General features: G+C 63.8%; 22 protein-coding genes. 14 read left to right on the forward strand and 8 right to left on the reverse strand.

Going from position 1 to position 19,355, the window contains the following annotated elements:
* Positions 1 to 352 (reverse strand): VOC family protein (locus CN311_RS26245; protein WP_097576565.1); only part of this gene is annotated, 352 nt, incomplete at its 3' end.
* 13 nt (positions 353 to 365) lie between these two features.
* Complete coding sequence (gene rph / locus CN311_RS26250; protein WP_097576566.1) at positions 366 to 1,082, reverse strand: ribonuclease PH; 717 nt, start codon at positions 1,080 to 1,082, stop codon at positions 366 to 368.
* A gap of 156 nt (positions 1,083 to 1,238) precedes the next feature.
* Between rph and hrcA the strand changes: the two genes are divergently transcribed.
* The 5 genes from hrcA to cysK all read left to right on the forward strand — a co-directional run bounded on the left by hrcA (position 1,239) and on the right by cysK (position 5,804).
* The gene (gene hrcA / locus CN311_RS26255) at positions 1,239 to 2,333 is read left to right on the forward strand and encodes a heat-inducible transcriptional repressor HrcA (RefSeq protein ID WP_097576567.1); all 1,095 of its coding nucleotides are present in this window, start codon (positions 1,239 to 1,241) and stop codon (positions 2,331 to 2,333) included.
* A 10-nt stretch (positions 2,334 to 2,343) separates the two neighbouring features.
* Positions 2,344 to 2,541: a hypothetical protein gene (locus tag CN311_RS26260; RefSeq protein WP_097576568.1), complete on the forward strand. Its 198-nt coding sequence runs from the start codon at positions 2,344 to 2,346 to the stop codon at positions 2,539 to 2,541.
* Positions 2,542 to 2,579: 38 nt separating this feature from the next.
* A complete protein-coding gene (locus CN311_RS26265) occupies positions 2,580 to 3,932 on the forward strand; it encodes a PQQ-dependent sugar dehydrogenase (protein WP_097576569.1) in 1,353 nt (450 codons plus the stop codon).
* Between the two features lie 98 nt (positions 3,933 to 4,030).
* A complete protein-coding gene (locus tag CN311_RS26270; protein WP_097576585.1) occupies positions 4,031 to 4,648 on the forward strand; it encodes a LysE family translocator in 618 nt (205 codons plus the stop codon).
* Between the two features lie 175 nt (positions 4,649 to 4,823).
* Positions 4,824 to 5,804 carry a cysteine synthase A gene (cysK, locus tag CN311_RS26275; RefSeq protein WP_097576570.1) on the forward strand — a complete coding sequence of 327 codons (981 nt, stop codon included), beginning with the start codon at positions 4,824 to 4,826 and terminating at the stop codon, positions 5,802 to 5,804.
* A gap of 11 nt (positions 5,805 to 5,815) precedes the next feature.
* Here cysK and CN311_RS26280 read toward each other — a convergent pair whose 3' ends face one another.
* Positions 5,816 to 7,063, reverse strand: a complete 1,248-nt coding sequence (locus CN311_RS26280) for an RNA polymerase sigma factor (RefSeq protein ID WP_097576571.1) — start codon at positions 7,061 to 7,063, stop codon at positions 5,816 to 5,818.
* Positions 7,063 to 7,416, reverse strand: a complete 354-nt coding sequence (locus CN311_RS26285) for a YciI family protein (protein ID WP_097576572.1) — start codon at positions 7,414 to 7,416, stop codon at positions 7,063 to 7,065. The genes CN311_RS26280 and CN311_RS26285 overlap by 1 nt, the downstream gene beginning before the upstream one ends.
* A gap of 356 nt (positions 7,417 to 7,772) precedes the next feature.
* Between CN311_RS26285 and CN311_RS26290 the strand changes: the two genes are divergently transcribed.
* The 3 genes from CN311_RS26290 to CN311_RS26300 all read left to right on the forward strand — a co-directional run bounded on the left by CN311_RS26290 (position 7,773) and on the right by CN311_RS26300 (position 11,279).
* A complete protein-coding gene (locus tag CN311_RS26290; protein WP_097576586.1) occupies positions 7,773 to 8,723 on the forward strand; it encodes a TAXI family TRAP transporter solute-binding subunit in 951 nt (316 codons plus the stop codon).
* Positions 8,724 to 8,784: 61 nt separating this feature from the next.
* Positions 8,785 to 10,899, forward strand: a complete 2,115-nt coding sequence (locus CN311_RS26295) for a TRAP transporter permease (protein WP_425351099.1) — start codon at positions 8,785 to 8,787, stop codon at positions 10,897 to 10,899.
* A complete protein-coding gene (locus tag CN311_RS26300) occupies positions 10,896 to 11,279 on the forward strand; it encodes a DUF1850 domain-containing protein (RefSeq protein WP_097576574.1) in 384 nt (127 codons plus the stop codon). Before CN311_RS26295 ends, CN311_RS26300 begins: the two co-directional genes overlap by 4 nt.
* A 64-nt stretch (positions 11,280 to 11,343) precedes the next feature.
* Here the strand turns inward: CN311_RS26300 and CN311_RS26305 are convergent, their stop codons facing one another.
* Both CN311_RS26305 and CN311_RS26310 read right to left on the reverse strand, forming a co-directional pair.
* A complete protein-coding gene (locus CN311_RS26305; RefSeq protein WP_097576575.1) occupies positions 11,344 to 11,793 on the reverse strand; it encodes a thiol-disulfide oxidoreductase DCC family protein in 450 nt (149 codons plus the stop codon).
* Positions 11,794 to 11,972: 179 nt separating this feature from the next.
* Complete coding sequence (locus CN311_RS26310) at positions 11,973 to 12,119, reverse strand: hypothetical protein (RefSeq protein ID WP_097576576.1); 147 nt, start codon at positions 12,117 to 12,119, stop codon at positions 11,973 to 11,975.
* A gap of 403 nt (positions 12,120 to 12,522) precedes the next feature.
* Here CN311_RS26310 and CN311_RS26315 point away from each other — a divergent pair, with 403 nt between their 5' ends.
* From CN311_RS26315 to ligD, 3 genes are all read left to right on the forward strand, one after another.
* Positions 12,523 to 13,029 carry a YciE/YciF ferroxidase family protein gene (locus CN311_RS26315; protein ID WP_097576577.1) on the forward strand — a complete coding sequence of 169 codons (507 nt, stop codon included), beginning with the start codon at positions 12,523 to 12,525 and terminating at the stop codon, positions 13,027 to 13,029.
* A gap of 116 nt (positions 13,030 to 13,145) precedes the next feature.
* Complete coding sequence (gene ku, locus CN311_RS26320) at positions 13,146 to 14,006, forward strand: non-homologous end joining protein Ku (RefSeq protein WP_097576578.1); 861 nt, start codon at positions 13,146 to 13,148, stop codon at positions 14,004 to 14,006.
* Between the two features lie 9 nt (positions 14,007 to 14,015).
* Positions 14,016 to 16,538, forward strand: a complete 2,523-nt coding sequence (gene ligD, locus CN311_RS26325) for a DNA ligase D (protein WP_097576579.1) — start codon at positions 14,016 to 14,018, stop codon at positions 16,536 to 16,538.
* A gap of 92 nt (positions 16,539 to 16,630) precedes the next feature.
* On the opposite strand, the gene CN311_RS26330 is transcribed toward ligD, so the two are convergent.
* Positions 16,631 to 17,305 (reverse strand): ArsR/SmtB family transcription factor, encoded by a 675-nt coding sequence (locus CN311_RS26330; RefSeq protein ID WP_097576580.1) that lies wholly within the window; start codon positions 17,303 to 17,305, stop codon positions 16,631 to 16,633.
* Positions 17,306 to 17,373: 68 nt separating this feature from the next.
* Here CN311_RS26330 and CN311_RS26335 point away from each other — a divergent pair, with 68 nt between their 5' ends.
* The 3 genes from CN311_RS26335 (at position 17,374) to CN311_RS26345 (ending at position 18,367) form a co-directional block, all read left to right on the forward strand.
* Positions 17,374 to 17,595, forward strand: coding sequence for a DUF1127 domain-containing protein (locus CN311_RS26335; RefSeq protein ID WP_097576581.1), 222 nt, complete (start codon positions 17,374 to 17,376; stop codon positions 17,593 to 17,595).
* A 98-nt stretch (positions 17,596 to 17,693) separates the two neighbouring features.
* Positions 17,694 to 18,026, forward strand: a complete 333-nt coding sequence (locus CN311_RS26340; protein ID WP_097576582.1) for an NIPSNAP family protein — start codon at positions 17,694 to 17,696, stop codon at positions 18,024 to 18,026.
* The gene (locus tag CN311_RS26345) at positions 18,023 to 18,367 is read left to right on the forward strand and encodes an antibiotic biosynthesis monooxygenase family protein (RefSeq protein WP_097576583.1); all 345 of its coding nucleotides are present in this window, start codon (positions 18,023 to 18,025) and stop codon (positions 18,365 to 18,367) included. The genes CN311_RS26340 and CN311_RS26345 overlap by 4 nt, the downstream gene beginning before the upstream one ends.
* An 8-nt stretch (positions 18,368 to 18,375) precedes the next feature.
* Here CN311_RS26345 and mbfA read toward each other — a convergent pair.
* The coding region (gene mbfA / locus CN311_RS26350) for an iron exporter MbfA (RefSeq protein ID WP_097576584.1) at positions 18,376 to 19,355 on the reverse strand (980 nt) is incomplete at its 5' end.

Consider the following 19,355-nt stretch of genomic DNA (forward strand, 5'->3'; position numbering starts at 1 on the left):
TATAGATCGAGCGGCCGCCTTGCGGCCATTCGAACTCGCTTTCGATGGCGATTTCTTTCGCCTCGAGATGCGCCTTCCAGCGGACGATTTCGTCGGCGCTTGCGGCAAAGCAGAGATGGCCTTCGCCGACCGTGCCATGCGGCGGCACTTTCAGCCGGGCGTCGGGCGCCGGTGGCACTTTCGTTGCCTCCGCATTGAAGATGAGCAGCACGCCGTCACCGCAGCGGAAGAAGAGATGGCGACCGTCGACCTTGCCGAGGAGATCGAGGCCGAGGACATCGCGATAGAAGGATTCCGCAGCGCCGAGATCGGTCACGTAGAGGGACGATTCGAGGATTGCGGTCGGGGTCATGACAAAACCCTGGCTACGCCACGGCCATCTGCTGCAGGCTGACCAGGCGCTGGATGCCTTTCTTGGCCAGTCCCATCAGCGCTGCGAACTGCTCTTCCGAGAAGGGCTCACCCTCGGCCGTGCCCTGGATCTCGACGATGCCGCCCTTGCCGGTCATGACGAAATTGGCGTCGGTGCCGGCCGAGGAATCCTCGATATAGTCGAGGTCGATGACCGGCTGGCCGTCATGAATGCCGCAGGAGATCGCCGCGACATGGTCCTTCAGCACCTTGGCGACGCTGGCCATCTGTCGAGCTTCCATCCAGCGCAGGCAGTCGTAAAGCGCCACCCAGCCGCCGGTGATCGAGGCGGTGCGCGTGCCGCCATCGGCCTGGATCACGTCGCAGTCGACGGTGATCTGCTGCTCGCCCAGCGCCTGCAGATCGACCACGGCGCGCAGCGAACGGCCGATCAGCCGCTGGATTTCCAGCGTGCGGCCACCTTGCTTGCCGGCCGAAGCCTCGCGGCGCATGCGCTCGCCGGTCGAACGCGGCAGCATGCCGTATTCCGCAGTTACCCAGCCCTTACCGGAATTGCGCATCCAACCCGGCACCTTCTCCTCGAGGCTGGCCGTGCACAAGACATGCGTGTCGCCGAATTTCACCAGGCACGAGCCTTCCGCGTGCTTGGAAACGCCGCGCTCGAAGGAGATCGCGCGCATTTCGTCGGGTTGGCGTTTGGAAGGGCGCATTCGGGGCTTCTTTCTGTTATTTCCGGAATCGTGGCCGGCTTGTAACCGCACGGCGCGCAGGGCGCAAAGGAAAATGGACTGGGTCTCGCTGGCGCAACCGGGTTGCGCAGACACCGCCGAACTCTATATCCTTGATATTGGAGGTTTTTGGCCCGAATGACCAAGGCAATCGATCCCGCGTCGCAGTCCACGCTTCAGTCACCAGCGCTCCAATCGCTTGACATGCGCTCGCGCGACATCTTTCGGCGCATTGTCGATTCCTATCTCAGGGACGGCGAACCGGTAGGCTCGCGCAGCCTGTCGCGCATCCTGCCGTCGTCGCTGTCGCCGGCCACCATCCGCAACGTGATGAGCGATCTCGAGCATCTCGGCCTGATCTATGCGCCGCATATCTCGGCCGGCCGGCTGCCGACGCAGGCGGGCCTGCGTTTCTTCGTCGATGCCTTCATGGAGCTTGGCGACCTCTCCGACGAGGAGCGCCGCATCATCGAGGCGCAGGTGCGTGCGTCCGGCTCGGGCGCGACGCTGGAGCATATGCTGACCGAAGCCAGCCAGATGCTGTCCGGCATGTCGCGCGGGGCAGGCCTCGTGCTCGCCGCCAAGAACGAAGTGGCGCTGAAGCACATCGAATTCATCCAGCTCGAGCCGACCAAGGCGCTGGCCGTGCTCGTGTCGCAGAACGGCGATGTCGAAAACCGCGTCGTCGACCTGCCCGCCGGCATCACCATCTCGCAATTGCATGAGGCCTCGAACTTCCTCAACGCCCATATCCGCGGCCGCACGCTGGCCGAGGCGCGCATCGAGATCGCCCGCATCAAGGAAGAGACGAGAGCCGCCCTCGACACGCTGTCGCAGGATCTGGTCGAGAAGGGCCTGGCGGTGTGGGCGGGTGCTGAAAGCGGCCTGCCGGCGCGGCTCATCGTGCGCGGCCGCGCCAATCTCCTGGAAAACGTCACCGCCCAGGCCGACATCGAGCTGCTCAGGCACTTGTTCGAGGATCTGGAGACACAGGACGGGCTGATCCAGCTGCTCGACCTCGCCGAGGACGGGCCGGGCGTTCGCATCTTCATCGGCTCGGAAAACAAGCTGTTTTCGCTGTCGGGCTCGTCGCTGGTCGTGGCGCCCTATCGCGACAAGGACGCTCGCGTCATCGGTGCGCTTGGCGTGATCGGCCCGACCCGGCTGAACTATGCGCGCATAGTACCGATGGTCGACTATACGGCGCAGCTTATTTCCCGGATGCTGCGGTAAGGAGAAAACAATGGCGCTGGAATCATTCAAGGCCCAGATCAGCCTGCTGCTGGAAGAAATGGTCAATCAGCCCGAGGACCAGCATGAGATCCAGGAGCAGCTGCGCGAAAAGCTGAGGGAAATGCGCGCCATGGGCCTGCCATTGCCGGATGACCTCGTCACGCTGGAAAAGCGCCTTGACGATGATTTTTACGCGGCAGGGATGTAAGGCGACGGGCAAGCGCGATTTTGACGCTGGAGGGCAGGATGATCCGATTTGCCGGTCTTGTGGGCGGCGTCCTGCTTGTTGCGACAGCCGCTTTTGCTCAGGAGACGGCTGCGCCGCAGCTGAAAGGCGAAGCCGCCTTCGGCGATTGGCATGCCGACCGGCCGGGGGTGCGCCGCTTGATTCGACCCGAGGACCTGCCGGCGCCCTTCATTACCGAATCCGCCTCGAACAGCCCCGGCGTGGCGCAGCGGCCTGAAGAAGCCAAGCCGATCCTGCCGCCGGGCTTTTCGGCGGAAATGATCACCTCCGGCATCATCAATCCGCGCGTTGTCCGCGTCGCCCCGAATGGCGACCTGTTCGTCGCCAACAGCAATGACAACCAGATACGCCTCTATCGCCTCGCCGAAGGCAGCGCGAGACCCGCCGAGAAGGCGATCTTCGCCAATAATCTCACCCGCCCCTATGGCATTGCCTTTTATCCCCCGGGCGACAATCCGCAGTGGGTCTATATCGCCAACAGCAGCGGCGTCGTGCGCTTTGCCTATCATAATGGTGACCTGAAAGCCCGAGGTGAGCCGGAGACCATCGTCGATAACATTCCCAGGAAGAGCCACTGGACCCGCGACATCGCCTTCTCGCCGGACGGCAAGACGCTCTATTTCTCGGTCGGCTCCTACTCCAATGTGGGCGAGGAAGGCATGGGGAAGGAACCGGAAGGTGGCCTCGACGCCTGGGTGAAGTCGAAGCCGCTGGGCGCGGCCTGGGGCATGGAGGATGGCCGCGCCGACGTGCTGGCCTTCGATCCGGACGGCAAGAACAGGCGGGTCGTGGCCACCGGCCTGCGCAACTGCGCGGGCATGACAATCCAGCCGGCGACGGGCGCCTTGTGGTGCGTCGTCAACGAGCGCGACTCGCTGGGCGACAACGTGCCGTTCGAATTTGCAACAACCATAAGGGAAGGCGGCTTCTACGGCTGGCCCTGGTACTATATCGGCAACAACGAGGATCCGCGCCGCAAGGGTGAGCGCCCCGACCTCGCCGGCAAGGCCATCGTTCCCGACGTGCTGATGCAGGCGCATTCGGCGCCGCTCAACATAGTCTTTTATGACGGCAAGAGCTTTCCGCGGGACTATCAGGGGGATGCTTTCGTTGCCCTGCACGGTTCGTGGAACCGCGGCGTCAGGACCGGCTACAAGGTCGTCCGGCTGAAGTTCAGGGATGGCAAGCCGACCGGCGAGTATGAGGATTTCATGACCGGTTTCGTTGTCTCCGACGACGAAGTCTGGGGCCGCCCGGTCGGCGTCGCGGTGGCGAAGGATGGCGCGCTGATCGTCACCGAGGACGGCAACGGCACCATCTGGCGCGTGACTTACGACGCCCACCGGTCTTGATCGGCGGTTTGCACCGCTGGTGCAATCGAATCCGGCTCTCAGGGAATTCATTCCCGTTCGGTTCCATGCCACAAGGCATTCTGATCTGGGACCGAACCATGACCCTCACCGGATTTCTCGCCTACAGCGCTGCCCTCGGCATCGCCGCCGCCATTCCCGGTCCCGGCGTCACCGCGCTGGTGGCGCGTGCGCTCGGCTCCGGCTTCCGCTCGTCGCTGGCGATGTCGTTCGGGCTGATGCTCGCCGATCTCATCTATCTCACCGCCGTGGTGCTCGGCCTCGCTTTCGTCGCGCAGACCTTCGGCATGGTGTTCCTGGCGATCAAATGGTTCGGCGTTGCCTATCTTGCCTTCCTTGGCTGGCGTTTCTGGACGAGCGGCATCACGCCCGAGACGGTGGAGGCCAAGAAGGGCAAGGGCGGGCTGGCGTCGAGCTTCATCGCCGGCCTTGCCGTCACCCTCGGCAATCCGAAGACAATGATCTTCTACCTCGCCATCACCCCGACCATCGTCGATCTGAAGACCATCACGCTGGCCGACTACGGCATCCTCGTCGCACTCACCGTGGTCGTGCTCCTGGTGGTGCTGGTGCCCTATCTGGCGCTGGCGGCCAAGGCGCGCTGGTTCCTGAAGTCGCCGCGCGCGCTTAAAGCCCTGAACCGCACCGCCGCCGGTTTTATGGTTGGCGCGGCGGCGGCGATTGCCGCCCGCCAGTAGGGCTCTTGACGCCAAACCATTCCGAATGGAGGCAGATCCCGGAAATGGTATTCCGAGGCGCAACTGTTTTCAGCATGTGCCCCACTCGGATATTTTCGAACCGCAGCCTATCTTGCGCGGTTGAAAGTCCTATTCTGTCGACTGATGCCAATTGCCTGATCTGGGAGCGAAACCAATGAACAAGCCCGTCACCCCCGCCCGCGTGCCCGGCCGCGGCCGCGTCTTCAATTCGATCACCGAGACGATCGGCGACACGCCGCTGGTGCGGCTCGACAAATTCGCCAGGGAAAAGGGCGTCGTCGCCAACCTGCTCGCCAAGCTCGAATTCTTCAACCCGATCGCCTCGGTCAAGGACCGCATCGGCGTCGCCATGATCGAGGCGCTGGAGGCCTCGGGCAAGATCGCGCCCGGCCGCACCACGCTGATCGAGCCGACCTCCGGCAACACCGGCATCGCGCTCGCCTTCGCCGCCGCCGCCAAGGGTTACAAGCTGATCCTGACCATGCCGGAAACGATGTCGGTCGAACGCCGCAAGATGCTGGCGCTGCTCGGCGCCGAGCTGGTGCTGACCGAAGGGCCGAAGGGCATGAAGGGCGCCATCGCCAAGGCCGACGAGCTGGCCGCGACCTTGCCCGACGCGGTCATCCCGCAGCAATTCGAGAATCCCGCCAATCCCGAAATCCACCGCCAGACCACGGCCGAGGAAATCTGGAACGACACCCATGGCGAGGTCGACATCTTCGTCGCCGGCATCGGCACCGGCGGCACCATCACCGGTGTCGGTCAGGTGTTGAAGAAGCGCAAGCCCTCGGTGCATGTCGTCGCCGTCGAGCCGGAAGCCTCGCCGGTGCTGTCGGGCGGCCAGCCCGGTCCGCACAAGATCCAGGGCATCGGCGCCGGCTTTGCGCCAAAGATCCTCGACACCACGGTCTATGACGAGATCGTCAAGGTCTCGAACGAGGATTCGGTCGCCAATGCCCGCCTCGTCGCCCGCCTCGAGGGCGTGCCGGTCGGCATCTCGTCGGGCGCCGCCCTGCAGGCGGCGATCGCCGTCGGCTCGCGGCCGGAAAACAAGGGTAAGACCCTGGTTGTCGTCATCCCGTCCTTCGCCGAACGCTATCTGTCGACCATCCTGTTCGAAGGGCTGGGGGCGTAGGCTTCTCTTCGTCAGCTCGCGTCGAGGTCTTTCCGCTTCCCTTGCAGGAACCGCCGCACGGCCGGATCGCGCTCCAGTCCGATCGCCCGGTCATAGGCCTCGGCTGCTCGCCTTTTTTCGCCGAGCCTGGCCAGCAGTCCGGCGCGTGCGGCCCAATAGGGCTGGTAGTCGGCAAGCCGCTTGTCGTCGCCCAGCACGTAGAGGGCTGCCAATCCCGCTGCCGCTCCCTCGGCCTCGGCAATCGCCACCGCGCGGTTGATCGCCACCACCGGCGAGCCTGCGATCGAAAGCAACGCGTCGTAGAGTTCGCGGATCGCCAGCCAGTCGGTGCGATCGGTCAGCCGTCGCGCCGCATGGGCGGATTGTACAGCCGCTTCGAGCTGGTAACGGCCGACCATGCCCATGCTCGCGGCGCGCCGGAGCAGCGTTTCGGCTTCATCGATCAGAGCGCCGTCCCAGAGCAGTAAATCCTGCTCGGCCAGTGGCACGAAGTCACCTTCGGCATTACGCCGGGCCGCCCGTCGCGCCTCGGCAAACAGCATCAGCGCCAGCAGGCCGAGCGCTTCCGGCTCATCCGGCATCAGCGAGGCCACCAGCCGGCCGAGCCAGATGCCTTCGGTCGCGAGGTTTCGGCGCTGTGTCTCGGTGCCGGCGGGGTCGGACCAGCCCTCGGCAAAGGTCGCGTAGATCGCCTCCAGCACCGCGTCCAAACGCTCGCCGAACTCGGCCCTCTCAGGCACGCGGAAGGGAATGCCGGTCTCGCGGATGCGGGCCTTGGCACGCACCAGGCGCTGGCCCATCGTCGCCGGCGACACCAGGAATGCCGAGGCGATCGTTGCCGCATCGAAGCCCAGGATGGTCTGCAGGATCAGCGGCGCGCGCACGCCCGCCTCGATCGCCGGATGGGCGCAAGCAAACATCAGCCTGAGCCGCTCATCGGGCAGGTCCTCATCGGTCATGCGCGCCTCCATCTCCTCGGCGATCAGCCTGAGGTGGTCTCGCGCCGCCTCGCCGGTCAGCCGTCGCCTGACCGCGTCGACCCGACGTCGACGCGCCACCGCAAGCAGCCAGGCTTGCGGCTTCTCCGGCACGCCGGTTCGCGGCCAGCGTTCGAGCGCCGCCGCGAATGCGTCCGCCAGCGCATCCTCCACGCCGGCCACGTCGCGCGTGCGGGCGGCGAGGAAGGCAACAAGCTTGCCGTAACTCTGCCGGGCGGCCGCCTCGGCCGCCGCCCGCGCGATCTCCGGGCGACTGTCCATCACATGGTCTGTTCCCAGATCGGCCGCAGCTCGACAGTGCCCGTGCTGGCGGCGGGGCAGCGCGCCGCCCAGGCGATCGCGGCATCGGCGTCCTCAGCCTCGATCATGTAGAAGCCGGCGAGTTGCTCCTTGGTGTCGGCATAGGGACCGTCGAGCACATTGGTCTTGCCGTTGGCCATGCGCACCGAAGTGGCGGCCTGGGTCGGCTTCAGCCGGTCGCCGGCAAGCCAGGCACCGGACTTCTTCAACGCCTCGGTATAGGCGCCATAGGCCGCGCTGATCTCGTAGGTCCTGTCGGTCGGCGCTGCCGCCATCGCGGCTTCGTTGACGTAAATCAAAAGCATGTATCGCATGGGTCTTCTCCCGTTTTCTCGAAGGCCGCTCCGTTGCTGGCCGAACCTATGTCGCGCGTCCCCACCCGATTTCGACAGGTGCTACAAAAAATCCTTCGACCCGGGCGGCTTCTGGTGCAAGGCGGCATCTCTCGCCGCATTCCTCAACCGTTGGTCTAATGCATCGGCCCGAAAATCGAATCGATTTTCGGAAAGCACGATGCATAGAGTCAAAGTGTTAGAGCGTACTTTGTGCGTCCAAGTGGACGCACGTCGCTCTAATGCATGCAATTGCGGGTTGGCATTTCGCGATCACTGTCTAAACTCGCGCCGTTCGTGCCGTGGCGCGGCGCAGATGTTTCAGGGAGGAAGTCATGATGTTCAATTTCAGGACGAAGCTCGTAGCGGTCGGCATGATGGCGTGCGCGCTCGGCGCCGGCGAGGCGCGTGCCGACGAGTTCATCAACGTGCTGACCGGCGGCACTTCCGGCGTCTATTATCCGCTCGGCGTCGCGCTTTCGGAAATTTACGGCAAGAACATTCCGGGTGTTCGCACCCAGGTGCAGGCGACAAAGGCTTCCGTCGAGAATTTGAACCTCCTGCAACAGGGCAAGGGCGAAATCGCTTTCGCGCTGGGGGATTCGGTCAAGGCCGCCGCGGAGGGGGATGCAGAGGCCGGCTTCCCGCAAAAACTCGACAAGCTGCGGGCGATCGCGGCCATCTATCCCAACTATGTCCAGATTGTCGCCAGCCAGGAGTCCGGCATCAAATCGTTCGCCGATATGAAAGGCAAGAGCCTGTCGGTCGGCGCGCCGAAATCCGGGACCGAACTCAACGCGCGCGCCATTTTCGGTGCGCTGGGCATGAGCTATGACGACCTGTCGCGGACCGAATATCTGCCCTTCGGCGAGTCGGTCGAGCTGATCAAGAACCGCCAGCTCGACGCAACGCTGCAGTCGGCCGGACTTGGCGTCGCATCGATCAAGGATCTTGCGTCGTCGGTGCCGATCACCGTGGTGGCGGTGCCAGCTGAAGTCGCCCAGAAACTGGGCGCGCCCTTCCAGGCCGCGACCATCCCTTCCGGCACCTACCAGGGCCAGAAGGAGGACGTTCCGACACTGGCCATCACCAACATCCTGGTGACCCGCTCCGATCTGTCGGACGACGAGGCCTATCAGATGACCAAGCAATTGTTCGAGCACCTCGACCAGATGGTTGCTGCGCACAATGCCGCCAAGGCGATCAAGCTCGAGGACGCGATCAAGGGACTGCCGGTGCCGCTGCATCCGGGCGCCGCGCGCTACTACAAGGAGAAGGGCCTGATGTGACGGCAGCCTTGAGGAGCGAGGAGCGGCTGGCCGGCTCTCGGTTCAGTGAAGGCGCAAGTCCATGGTTCATATGACCACCGGCACCGAGACGCAGGCGGCTGTCGTGGACGAATTCCACGACCCGACCGGAGGCGGTTTCGCACAAACGCGGGAAGGCCGCCTGTTGTTCTGGATCGCCATCGCCTTTTCGCTGTTCCAGATCGCCACGGCCGCCCACATACTCAGCATTCCCAGCCAGGTGCTGCGCGCCACGCATGTCGGCTTCCTGATGCTGCTGGCCTTCCCGCTCGTCGCATCGGCGCGCAATCGCGGGGCGGCCGGCAAGGCGATTGCCTGGGCGCTGGCCTTTGCCGGCGTCGCGGTCGCCGCCTATCAATATATCGAGTATCAGCCGCTGATCCTGCGCGCCGGCGACCTTAACACGACGGATCTCGTCTTCGGCGTCATCGCGCTCGCCACCGTCTTTGCCGCGGCCTACGCAATGATGGGGCCGGCATTGCCGATCATCTCGGGATGCTTCCTGCTCTATGCGCTGTTCGGCCAGCACCTGCCGTCTCCGCTCAACCATCGCGGCTATGATTTTTCGCAGGTGATCGACCAGATGGCCTACGGCACGGAGGGCATCTACGGCATCCCGATCTATGTTTCGGCCACCTACATCTTCCTGTTCATCCTGTTCGGTTCGTTTCTCGAGCGCGCCGGGATGATCAAGCTGTTCACCGATGTCTCGCTGGGCTTCGTCGGCCATGCGCGCGGCGGTGCCGCCAAGGTGGCGGTCATCGCGTCCGGCCTGATGGGCACGATTTCAGGATCGGGCGTCGCCAATGTGGTCACGACGGGCCAGTTCACCATTCCCTTGATGAAGCGCTTCGGCTACCGCGCCGCCTTTGCCGGTGGCGTCGAGGCAACCGCCTCCATGGGCGGCCAGATCATGCCGCCGGTGATGGGGGCGGTCGCCTTCATCATGGCCGAGACGCTGGGCGTCGAATATTATGAGGTCGTCAAGGCGGCGATCATCCCCGCGCTCCTGTATTTTGCCTCCGCCTTCTGGATGGTGCATCTGGAAGCCGGCAAATACGATCTCCTCGGGCTGTCGCGCGCGGAACTACCATCCCCGCTGAAGGCGTTTCGCCAGGGCTGGTATCTGGTTCTGCCGCTCGGCGTTCTCATCTATCTGCTGTTTTCCGGCTATACGCCGCTATACGCCGGCACCATCGGCCTTGCCATGACGGTGCTTCTGATCCTTGGCGGGTCGGTGGCGCTCGGGCTTCCGTCGGCGGTGCTGCGCGTCATTTTCTGGATCGGCCTCGGCCTTGTCGCAGCCAGCTTCTTCAAGATCGGCATTGGCGCCATCCTTGTCGCGGCCGCCGTGCTGATCGGCGCCAACCTCTTCGTCTCCGGTGGCCGCGACACGCTTGTTGCCTGTCGCGATTCGCTTGCCGAGGGCGCCCGCACGGCTTTGCCCGTAGGCATCGCCTGCGCCGTGGTCGGCGTCATCGTCGGCACCATGACGCTGACCGGTGTCGCCACCACCTTCGGCGCCTTCATCGTCTCGATCGGCCAGTCCAGCCTGTTCCTGTCGCTGCTCCTGACGATGGTGACCTGCATTGTGCTGGGCATGGGCATTCCGACCATTCCAAATTACATCATCACCGCATCGATAGCGGGACCGGCGCTGCTTCAGCTTGGCGTGCCGCTGCTGGTCGGCCACATGTTCGTGTTCTATTTTGGAATATTGGCGGACCTGACGCCGCCGGTGGCGCTGGCTTGCTTCGCCGCCGCGCCGATCGCCAGGGAAAGCGGACTGAAGATATCCTTCGAGGCGATAAAGGTCGCCGCCGCCGGCTTCGTGGTGCCGTTCATGGCGGTCTACACGCCGGCCCTGATGCTGCAGGATGGCGGCGCCATGGCCACGGCCATAGGCTACTGGCCGGCGGTCACCTATATCGTTCTCAAGGCGGTGCTGGCGATCGGACTGTGGGGCGCCGCGGTGATCGGCTTTCTGCGCATGCGGCTGGCGATCTGGGAGCGACTCGCCGCTGCCGCCGCTGCCTTCCTGCTGGTCGCCGCATTGCCCATGACCGACGAAACCGGTTTCGCGCTGGCGCTGCTGCTGCTCGGGGTTCACTGGTATCGAACCCGTAACATGACGGTCGTGCACCGATCGCCATCATGAACCTCTGCATCCTGGCCGCCGGCAAGACGGTGACTCTGGCTGTCACTGCCTTCACGCTGTCCTGGACGCATTCGGTGGAAAAGACCGGTTGGCAGGAAGATTGGACGGTGACGCCGTCCGGCCTGGAGGTCATCGAGGCGCGGATACAAGGATCTGGTGCCGGCATGGAGCCGCCGCAAGGCGCGGTGCTGAGAGACGGCTGGTGGACCTATGTGCCAAAGGTCGGCATCCAGCCCCGGGTCGTCCTCGCCGCCTCCGGTGCGACCGGCGGCGGCTGGACGCTGTGCACGGTTCAGGGCTGCCGCGAGCTTGGCAAGGCGGCCGGCGGGGCGATTGTGCTGGAGCCGTGTGCCCAGGACGGTTCGAACCAGCCGCGATAGCGAACGACGGTTCCGGCTGCGCCCGCCATGCCGGGCCTGATGGAAACCCTGCATGGATCGGACGTCAGCCGATCAGCCGTCCTCTCAGCTCGGCCGAAGGAATTTCGCAACTGTCCTTCCTGCCAAACAAGGCATAGCGGTTTTTTGCGATGCGATCGTAGAGCCAGTCGCGTAGTGGCCGCGGCAGGATGAGCAGCACTCTCGCCGCCCGCCACGGCCAGCCCAGTTCGGCCATGACGGCAACGAAACTCTCCAGCCTGGTGAAGGCGGCGCCATCGATGAGGACCAGATTGGTCTCGTAGCTGTCCGTCCGCAGCCCATGTTTTTTGAACAGCGCCTCGCCGAGCGGCGACTGCGCCGTGGCGAAACGGAAGCGGCGCTCGCGGTCGAGCCTGACCACCGCGCGCACGAAGCCTGAGCAAAGCACGCAGACGCCGTCGAAAACGATCAGCGGCGGGTTTGCGTCCGGGGATGGTGGTTGGGAAGGATGGGTCGGTTCGGGCAGGTCGGTCATGCGGGCCCCGGCTGCTGGCGTCTCACGACACTAAGCCAGCCGATGGCGTCGTTAAAGTCCTGGCGTTGTTGCGCGCCTTCTGTCGGCCAGCGCGGGGCGCTCGACGCGGTAGGTGGTTGCGCGATGGTTTGCGGCCGGCCTGCAGATCCGGCTGTCATGACGGCTTTCGAAGGTCATCATCAGTGCGCGCTGATGCCAAGCGAGTTGCCGCGACGGGCGCAAGCCGGGCCGGGGCCGCGCATGTAGTAGCGCTCCGGCCGATAGGTAGGCGCGACGAATTCGCGGATGGCGGCGGCATAGCCGATAAGGTGCGTCAAGAAGTTCATTTTCCCTTTCCCTGTCCCTGTTTCGGATGTCCCTTCCGAATTGCGGGCATCATAGCGTCGAGGCGTGAATAGTCGGTGAACGTGATGTTAATTTTTGGTCCGAAATGCCTTGGTTCGTGGCCGGAATGCGGCTGATTCGGGGTCTTTCCATGCGGTTTGTCGGCATTTCGCCCACTGTGACTTTTGCATCACATATGTTTCGTTTGGATGTCGCTTAAGCGCGGTTCTGTTTCAACCGCCGACCGCCTCGCGAAATTTCCGTGCGTGCGCAGGGAAAGCCAGGAACCCGTCCGGTGTCGGCACGTTGATCGAACAAGCCGGAACGAGCCGGCCCCGCAGGCGTAGCTTCCGACCGGAGCTGCCGCCGGATCTCACACAGCAAGAGCAATGGAAGGCAAAAGCCATGGGCTTCTTTTCGAAAGACATCAAGACACTGGACGACCTGTTCGTACACACGCTGCGCGACATCTATTATGCCGAAAAGCAGATCGAGAAATCCTTGCCGAAGATGATCGACAAGGCGACCGATCCGCAGTTGAAGGCTGGCTTCGAGAAGCATCTCGAGCAGACCAAGGGCCACATCGAGCGCGTCGAGCAGGTCTTTGAATTGCATGGCGTGAAGGCCAAGACCATCAACTGCCCGGCCATTGATGGCATTCTCGAGGAAGCCGACGAAGTCAGCGGCGACATCGATGACAAGGAGGTTCTCGACGCCGCCTTGATCGCCTCGGCGCAGGCCGTCGAGCACTATGAGATGACCCGCTACGGCACGCTGATCGCCTGGGCCAAGCAACTCGGCCGCAGCGACTGCGCCAATGTGCTGGCCAAGAATCTGAAGGAAGAGCAGGCGACCGACCGCAAGCTCACCGAAATGGCGGAAAGCAAGATCAACCTGCAAGCCGCCGAATAGTGGATTTGGCAAGGTGAGGCCGGCGCGGAGAAGCGCGGGCCTCACTTTCGCGGTGGGGAACCGGGATCGGGTGTCGCCCGTTCTCGGTGGAACCGACATCGCAGAGGGAGTTCGTCATGGCGCCGCGCCCAGCCTGGAAAGGCTATCTGAAGCTTTCACTGGTGACCTGCGCCATCGAACTGACCAATGTCGTCACCCATACCGAAAAGGTTTCCTTCCGCATCCTCAATCGCAAGACCGGCAATACGGTCAAGCGCCTCTATGTCGATGCCGAGAGCGGCAAGCCGCTGGAAGAGGGCGACGAGATCAAGGGCTACGAGGTTGGCAGCGGCGAGTTCATCCACATCGAGGAGGATGAGATCGAGGCGGTACAGATCGAATCCTCGCACACGATGAGCCTCGATGGTTTCATCGAAAAGTCCTCGATCCAGCAGATCTATCTCGACACGCCCTATTATGTCGCGCCGGCCGACAAAGTGTCGGAGGAGGCCTTCGCCGTCATCCGCGACGCCATGGCCGCGGAGAAGAAGGCAGGGCTGGCCCGCCTCGTGCTCTACAACCGGGAACGCCCGGTGGTCGTCGAGCCGCTCGGCAAGGGCATGGTGCTGACCACCTTGCGGTACGGAGACACCGTGCGCCAGCCCGACAGCGTCTTCGGCGATATCAAGGCGACGAAGACCGACGGCGAGATGATCGACTTGGCCGAGCACATCATCGACAAGAAGCGGGCGAAATTCGATCCCACGAAATTCGACGACAGATACGAGGATGCGCTGCTCGAACTGATCCGCGCCAAGAAGGCCGGCAAGAAGGCGCCGAAAGCCAAGGCAACGCCGAAGCCGTCAAATGTCGTCAATCTTTTCGATGCTCTGAAGAAGAGCCTGTCTTCGGGCGAAGAAGCAAAGCCGCCGGCAAAAGCCAAGCCGCAGGCCAAACGCGCGAAACCGAAAGCCGCCGCCCGGCGCAAATCGGCGTAGGATTTCGGCATGGCAGGGCTCGAACAATATAACGCCAAGCGCGATTTCAAGAAGACGGCGGAGCCGGCCGGCAAGGTCGCGCGCGACGGGAAAGGCCAGGCCGGCGGCATTTTCGTCATCCACAAGCATGCCGCCACAAGGCTGCACTATGACCTTCGCCTCGAACACGACGGCGTGCTGTGGAGCTGGGCGGTGACGCGCGGCCCGAGCCTCGACCCGCGTGAGAAGCGGCTGGCCGTGCATGTCGAGGATCACCCGATCGACTATGCGCCTTTTGAAGGGACCATTCCCAAGGGCGAATATGGCGGCGGCACCGTCATCGTCTGGGATGAGGGCACCTGGACGCCGGAGAGCGACCCGGCCAAGGCGATGAAGAAGGGCCATATCAGCTTCGAGCTTGAGGGCCACAAACTGCATGGCCTGTGGCATCTGGTGCGGCTGAAGCCGCGTTCGGGCGAAAAGCGCGACAACTGGCTGCTGATCAAGTCCGACGATGCCGCGGCACGTCCCGGCGAGGACATCCTTGAAGAGGCACCGCAATCGGTGAAGTCGGGCCTGACGATCGAAGAGGTCGCGGAAGGCAAGACCGTCGACGGCAGGAAGCCGAAGGTCTGGCATTCCAACAAGCCGGCGGCCGGCAAAAAGGCCAAGGCAGCGACGCGGTTCGCCTTCATCGAGCCATGCCTGGCGACACTGGAAAGGGATGCCCCGGCCGGCGAGGAATGGCTGCACGAGGTGAAGTTCGACGGCTATCGCATACAGGCGCAGCTTGCCGGCACCGAGGTGCGGCTCTTGACCCGCACCGGTCTCGACTGGACCGGGAAATTCGGCGGCGAGATCGTCGCGGAACTTGGCCGCCTGAAATGCACCGACGCCATCATCGACGGCGAGATCGTCGTGCTCGCCGACAGCGGCGTTTCTTCCTTCGCGCTGCTGCAGGCGGATCTATCGGCGCGCCGCACCGACCGGTTTCTCTACTACGTCTTCGATCTGATGCGGCTTGACGGGCAAGATCTACGCGCCGAGCCGCTGGTCGAGCGCAAGCAGGCCTTGCTGGAATTGCTCGGCAAGCAGCCTGACAATCCGGCGGTCCGCTTCAGCGATCATTTCGCCGAGCCCGGCAAGGTCATGCTGCAGCACGCCTGCCGCATGGGGCTGGAAGGCATCGTCTCCAAGCGTGCCGACGCGCCCTATCGCAGCGGCCGTGGCCTCACCTGGGTGAAGTCGAAATGCACCTTGCGCCAGGAATTCGTCATCGGCGGCTATCTGCCGTCGGACAAGACCGGACGCGGCCTGCGCTCGCTGCTGGTCGGCTATCACGAGCGCGGCAAGCTGCACTATGCCGGCCGCGTCGGCACTGGCTTTTCGGTCAAAACCGCCGCGGATCTGAAGAAGAAACTCGATGCGCTGAAGGCTGATGCCTCGCCCTTCGCTGCCGCCGTGCCGAAGGGCAAGGGACTGACTTGGGTGAAGCCGAAGCTGGTCGGCGAAGTGGAGTTCCGCAGCTGGACCTCGGACCGTATAATACGCCATGCCTCGTTCCAGGGATTGCGCGAGGACAAGCCGGCGGAGGAAGTCGTGCAGGAAAAGCCGAAAGCATCGACAGGCAAGGCAGCGACCAAGGACAAGGCAGAGAAGACAAAGCCTGCCGCCGCCGCGAAATCCGCAGCGGCGGCGAAAACCATCGTAAAGCTCTCCCATCCGGACAAGCTTTTGTGGCCGGATGAAAAGATATCGAAGCAGGGTCTGCTCGAGCACTACGCTCTGGTCTGGCCGCGCATGCGGCAATTCATTGTCAACCGTCCGCTCAGCCTGGTGCGGGCGCCGGACGGCATTGGCGGCCAGCGCTTCTTCCAGAAGCATGCCTCGGCCGGCATGCATGACAAGATCGCCAGGATGAAGGATCCGACGGACGGCGAAGAGATATTGTTCGTCAGGGATTTTGATGGCGTCGCTGCTTTGGTCCAGTACGGCGTGGTCGAGATCCACATCTGGGGCTGCACAACAGACGAGCTGGAAAAGCCGGACCAGATCGTCTTCGACCTCGATCCCGACGAAGGCGTCGACGTCAAGGCGGTGCGCGCGGCGGCCCTCGAAATCCACGGCCAGCTCGACGAGTTGTCGCTGCCGAATTTCGTCAAGACATCCGGCGGCAAGGGTTACCACGTCGTCGTGCCGCTGAAACCGTCGGCGGATTGGGACGAGGTGAAGACCTTCGCTCACGATTTCGCCCGCGCGCTCGAGCAGGCCGCCCCCGACCGCTACACCGCGACGCTGTCGAAGAAGGCGCGCACCGGAAAAATCTTCGTCGACTATCTGCGCAATGGCCGCGGCTCGACCACGGTGGCGCCCTATTCGTCGCGCGCCAAGAAGGGCGCGACGGTATCGATGCCGGTGACCTGGCCGGAGATCGAGAAGGGACTGGCGCCGAACGCCTTTCCCATTGGCGACAAGACGACGCTGAAGCGACTCGGTGAAGCCGATCCGTGGAAGGATTTTTTCAAGATGGGCAAGGTGCTGAAACGGGGCTGATCCTCCACGATTTCGTCTTCCTGGGGTCTTCGCGACGAGCTTCGCTCCTACTTCGCCTCAGGATGACGAAGGTGGGGCGCGCGCCCCGCAAACTACGCCAGAAATACCTTCTCGAAAGCCTGCCTTCCCATCGGCGAAAACACCACCGCACGGCTGTCCTTCTCCCGCCTCGCCCATTTCTCAGTGAGGATCTTGTCGAGGATGGCGGCGCCCAGCGTACCGGCCAGATGCGAGCGCCGCACGCTCCAGTCGAGGCAGGCGCGGCACACCGGCCGTCGTGGTTTGGTGCAGACATCGATGCCGATCGCGGCGAAATGTGACGCGGCTGCCGGCCCGAGCCTGATCTCCTTGTCCTCGCGCAGCAGGATATTCCTGTCGACGAGGCGGTCCAGCATCGCCACCGCCTGTTCGCCGGCAAGGTGATCGTAGCAGACCCGCGCCACGCGCATGGCCGCGTCGCGCGGTCCCGGCCGCACCCGCTTTGGGCCAACGGCTTCCGCCACGCCGGTGATGGCCTCGATCATGCCGGCCACCTGCGGCCCGGCAAGACCGTAATAGCGGTGCCGCCCCTGGCTCGCCAAAGTCAGCAATCCGCCCTCCATCAGTTTCGACAGATGCGAGGAGGCAGTCGGCAGCGACACGCCGGCCTCCAGCGCCAGTTCGCTCGCCGTCAATGCCGTGCCGCCCATCAGCGCGGAGAGCATGTTTGCCCGCGCCGGATCGCCGACCAGGCTGGCGATGCGGGCTATGTCGGGGCCTTCACGCATAGTTCGTTCCTCATCGAAGCATTCTTGTCAGATAACCATTATTCTCCGGGGAGATCAAGGAGACGACGATGACCGCAACAACCGCTTCACCCCCTTCAGCCGTCACCCTTTCCGGTCGTCTGCTGTTCCCGTTCCTGCGCCGGCTGCGCTTGCGGTTGGTGGCGCGCTGGTACGATCGCCATTTGCAGCGCCTCGACCTCGCCGAGATCGACGAACACCTGCTGCGCGATCTCGGCCTGACACGAGAAGACGTGCGCCGCGAATGCGCGAAATCCTTCTGGCAGGGATGACCGGCCAAGGGATTGCCTAGCACATCGATCCGCAGGACGTTTCGACCTCGATCGAACTGTCAATGCACGCGACATCCACCTGCCCAGGGAGGCAAGAAATGACCATCACCTGCTTCATCCGCTACGAGATCGACCCGTTCGGCAAGGTGGCGTTCGAGGAATATGCTCGCAACTGGGGCCAGGCCATTCCGCGCTGCGGTGCCGACCTGATCGGCTATTTCGCGCCGCATGAAGGCTCGGCCACCACCGCTTACGCCGCCTACAATATCGACAGCCTCGCCGCCTACGAAGCCTACCGCGCCAGGCTTGCCGCCGACCCGGCCGGCAAGGCAAACTATGAATTCGCCCGGCGTGAGAAATTCATCCTGAAGGAGGATCGCATGTTCCTTAAGCTCGCCTCCGGCCCGCACGCAAAGCTGATCAAGTCATGATCGCCGTCATCTTCGAGGTCGAGCCGGCGGCAGGCAAGCGCGATGCCTATCTCGGCATCGCCGCCGAACTGAGGCCGCTGCTCGACGGCATGGACGGCTTCATCTCGATCGAGCGCTTCCAGAGCCTTGTCGATCCGGACAAGATCCTGTCGCTGTCGTTCTGGCGCGACGAGGACGCAGTGAAAGCCTGGCGCAACACCGAGGAGCACCGCCAGGCACAGAAAGCCGGGCGCGGCGGTATCTTTGCCGGCTACCGGCTGCGCATCGCCCATGTCCTGCGCGACTACGGCCTGACCGAACGCGCCGAAGCGCCGGTGGACAGCCGGGCGTTGCATGGGTGAGTGGCTGGCTACGCATTCCCGATCAGCACGCCTGCCGCGAACACCAGCGCGCCGCCCAAGACCACCTGGAACGCGGCGCGCCAGAATGGCGTCTGCATGTAGCGGTTCTGCACGAAGGCAATGGCCCACAATTCAAAGAACACCACCACGGCGGCAACCGCGGTTGCGGTCCAGAAATAGGGGATCAGGTAGGGCAAGGCGTGGCCGAGGCCACCAAGCGCCGTCATCAATCCGGTGGTGATGCCGCGTTTGACCGGCGAGCCGCGGCCCGAAAGCTTGCCGTCGTCCGAGGCCACCTCGGTGAAGCCCATCGATATGCCGGCGCCGATGGAGGCGGCAAGCCCGACCAGGAAAGTCTGAAATGTATCGTGCGTGGCAAAGGCGGCGGCGAAGATCGGCGCCAGCGTCGACACCGATCCGTCCATCAGCCCGGCCAGCCCCGGTTGCACATAGGTCAGGATGAACTGGCGCTGTTCGGCCGCGGCTTCCTCGTCCTTCACCGCGCCCGGCACATGCGTCTGTTCGAGCCGCTGCGCCAGTGTCTCGTGGCCCTGTTCGGCCAACGCCAGATCGTCGAGCAATTTCCGGGTCGAGGCATCGCTGGTGCGTTTTGCCGCTTCGACGTAAAACAAATACGCCTGCCGTTCCATCGCCTCGGCCTGCTGGCGCACGGCCGCGATGCCGAGCGGCCTCACCAGCCAGTCGGGCTTGCGCTCATAATAGCCCTTCACATGCTCGCGCCGGATCAGCGGAATGCGCTCGCCGAAACGTTTGCGATGAAGCTCGATCAGCGCATCGCGATGGCCGTCTTCCTCCCGCGCCATCTCCTCGAACATCTTGGCCGATTGCGGAAAGCTTTCCGCCAGCCCGTCAGCATAGGCACGGTAGATGCGCCCGTCATCTTCTTCCGACGAAATGGCGAGCGCCAGGATCTCCTGTTCCGACAGCGATTCGAAAGGGCGGCGGCCGAAGCCAAAGACGCGGGAAA

Source organism: Mesorhizobium sanjuanii, from assembly GCF_002529485.1.
GTDB classification, from domain to species: domain Bacteria; phylum Pseudomonadota; class Alphaproteobacteria; order Rhizobiales; family Rhizobiaceae; genus Mesorhizobium; species Mesorhizobium sanjuanii.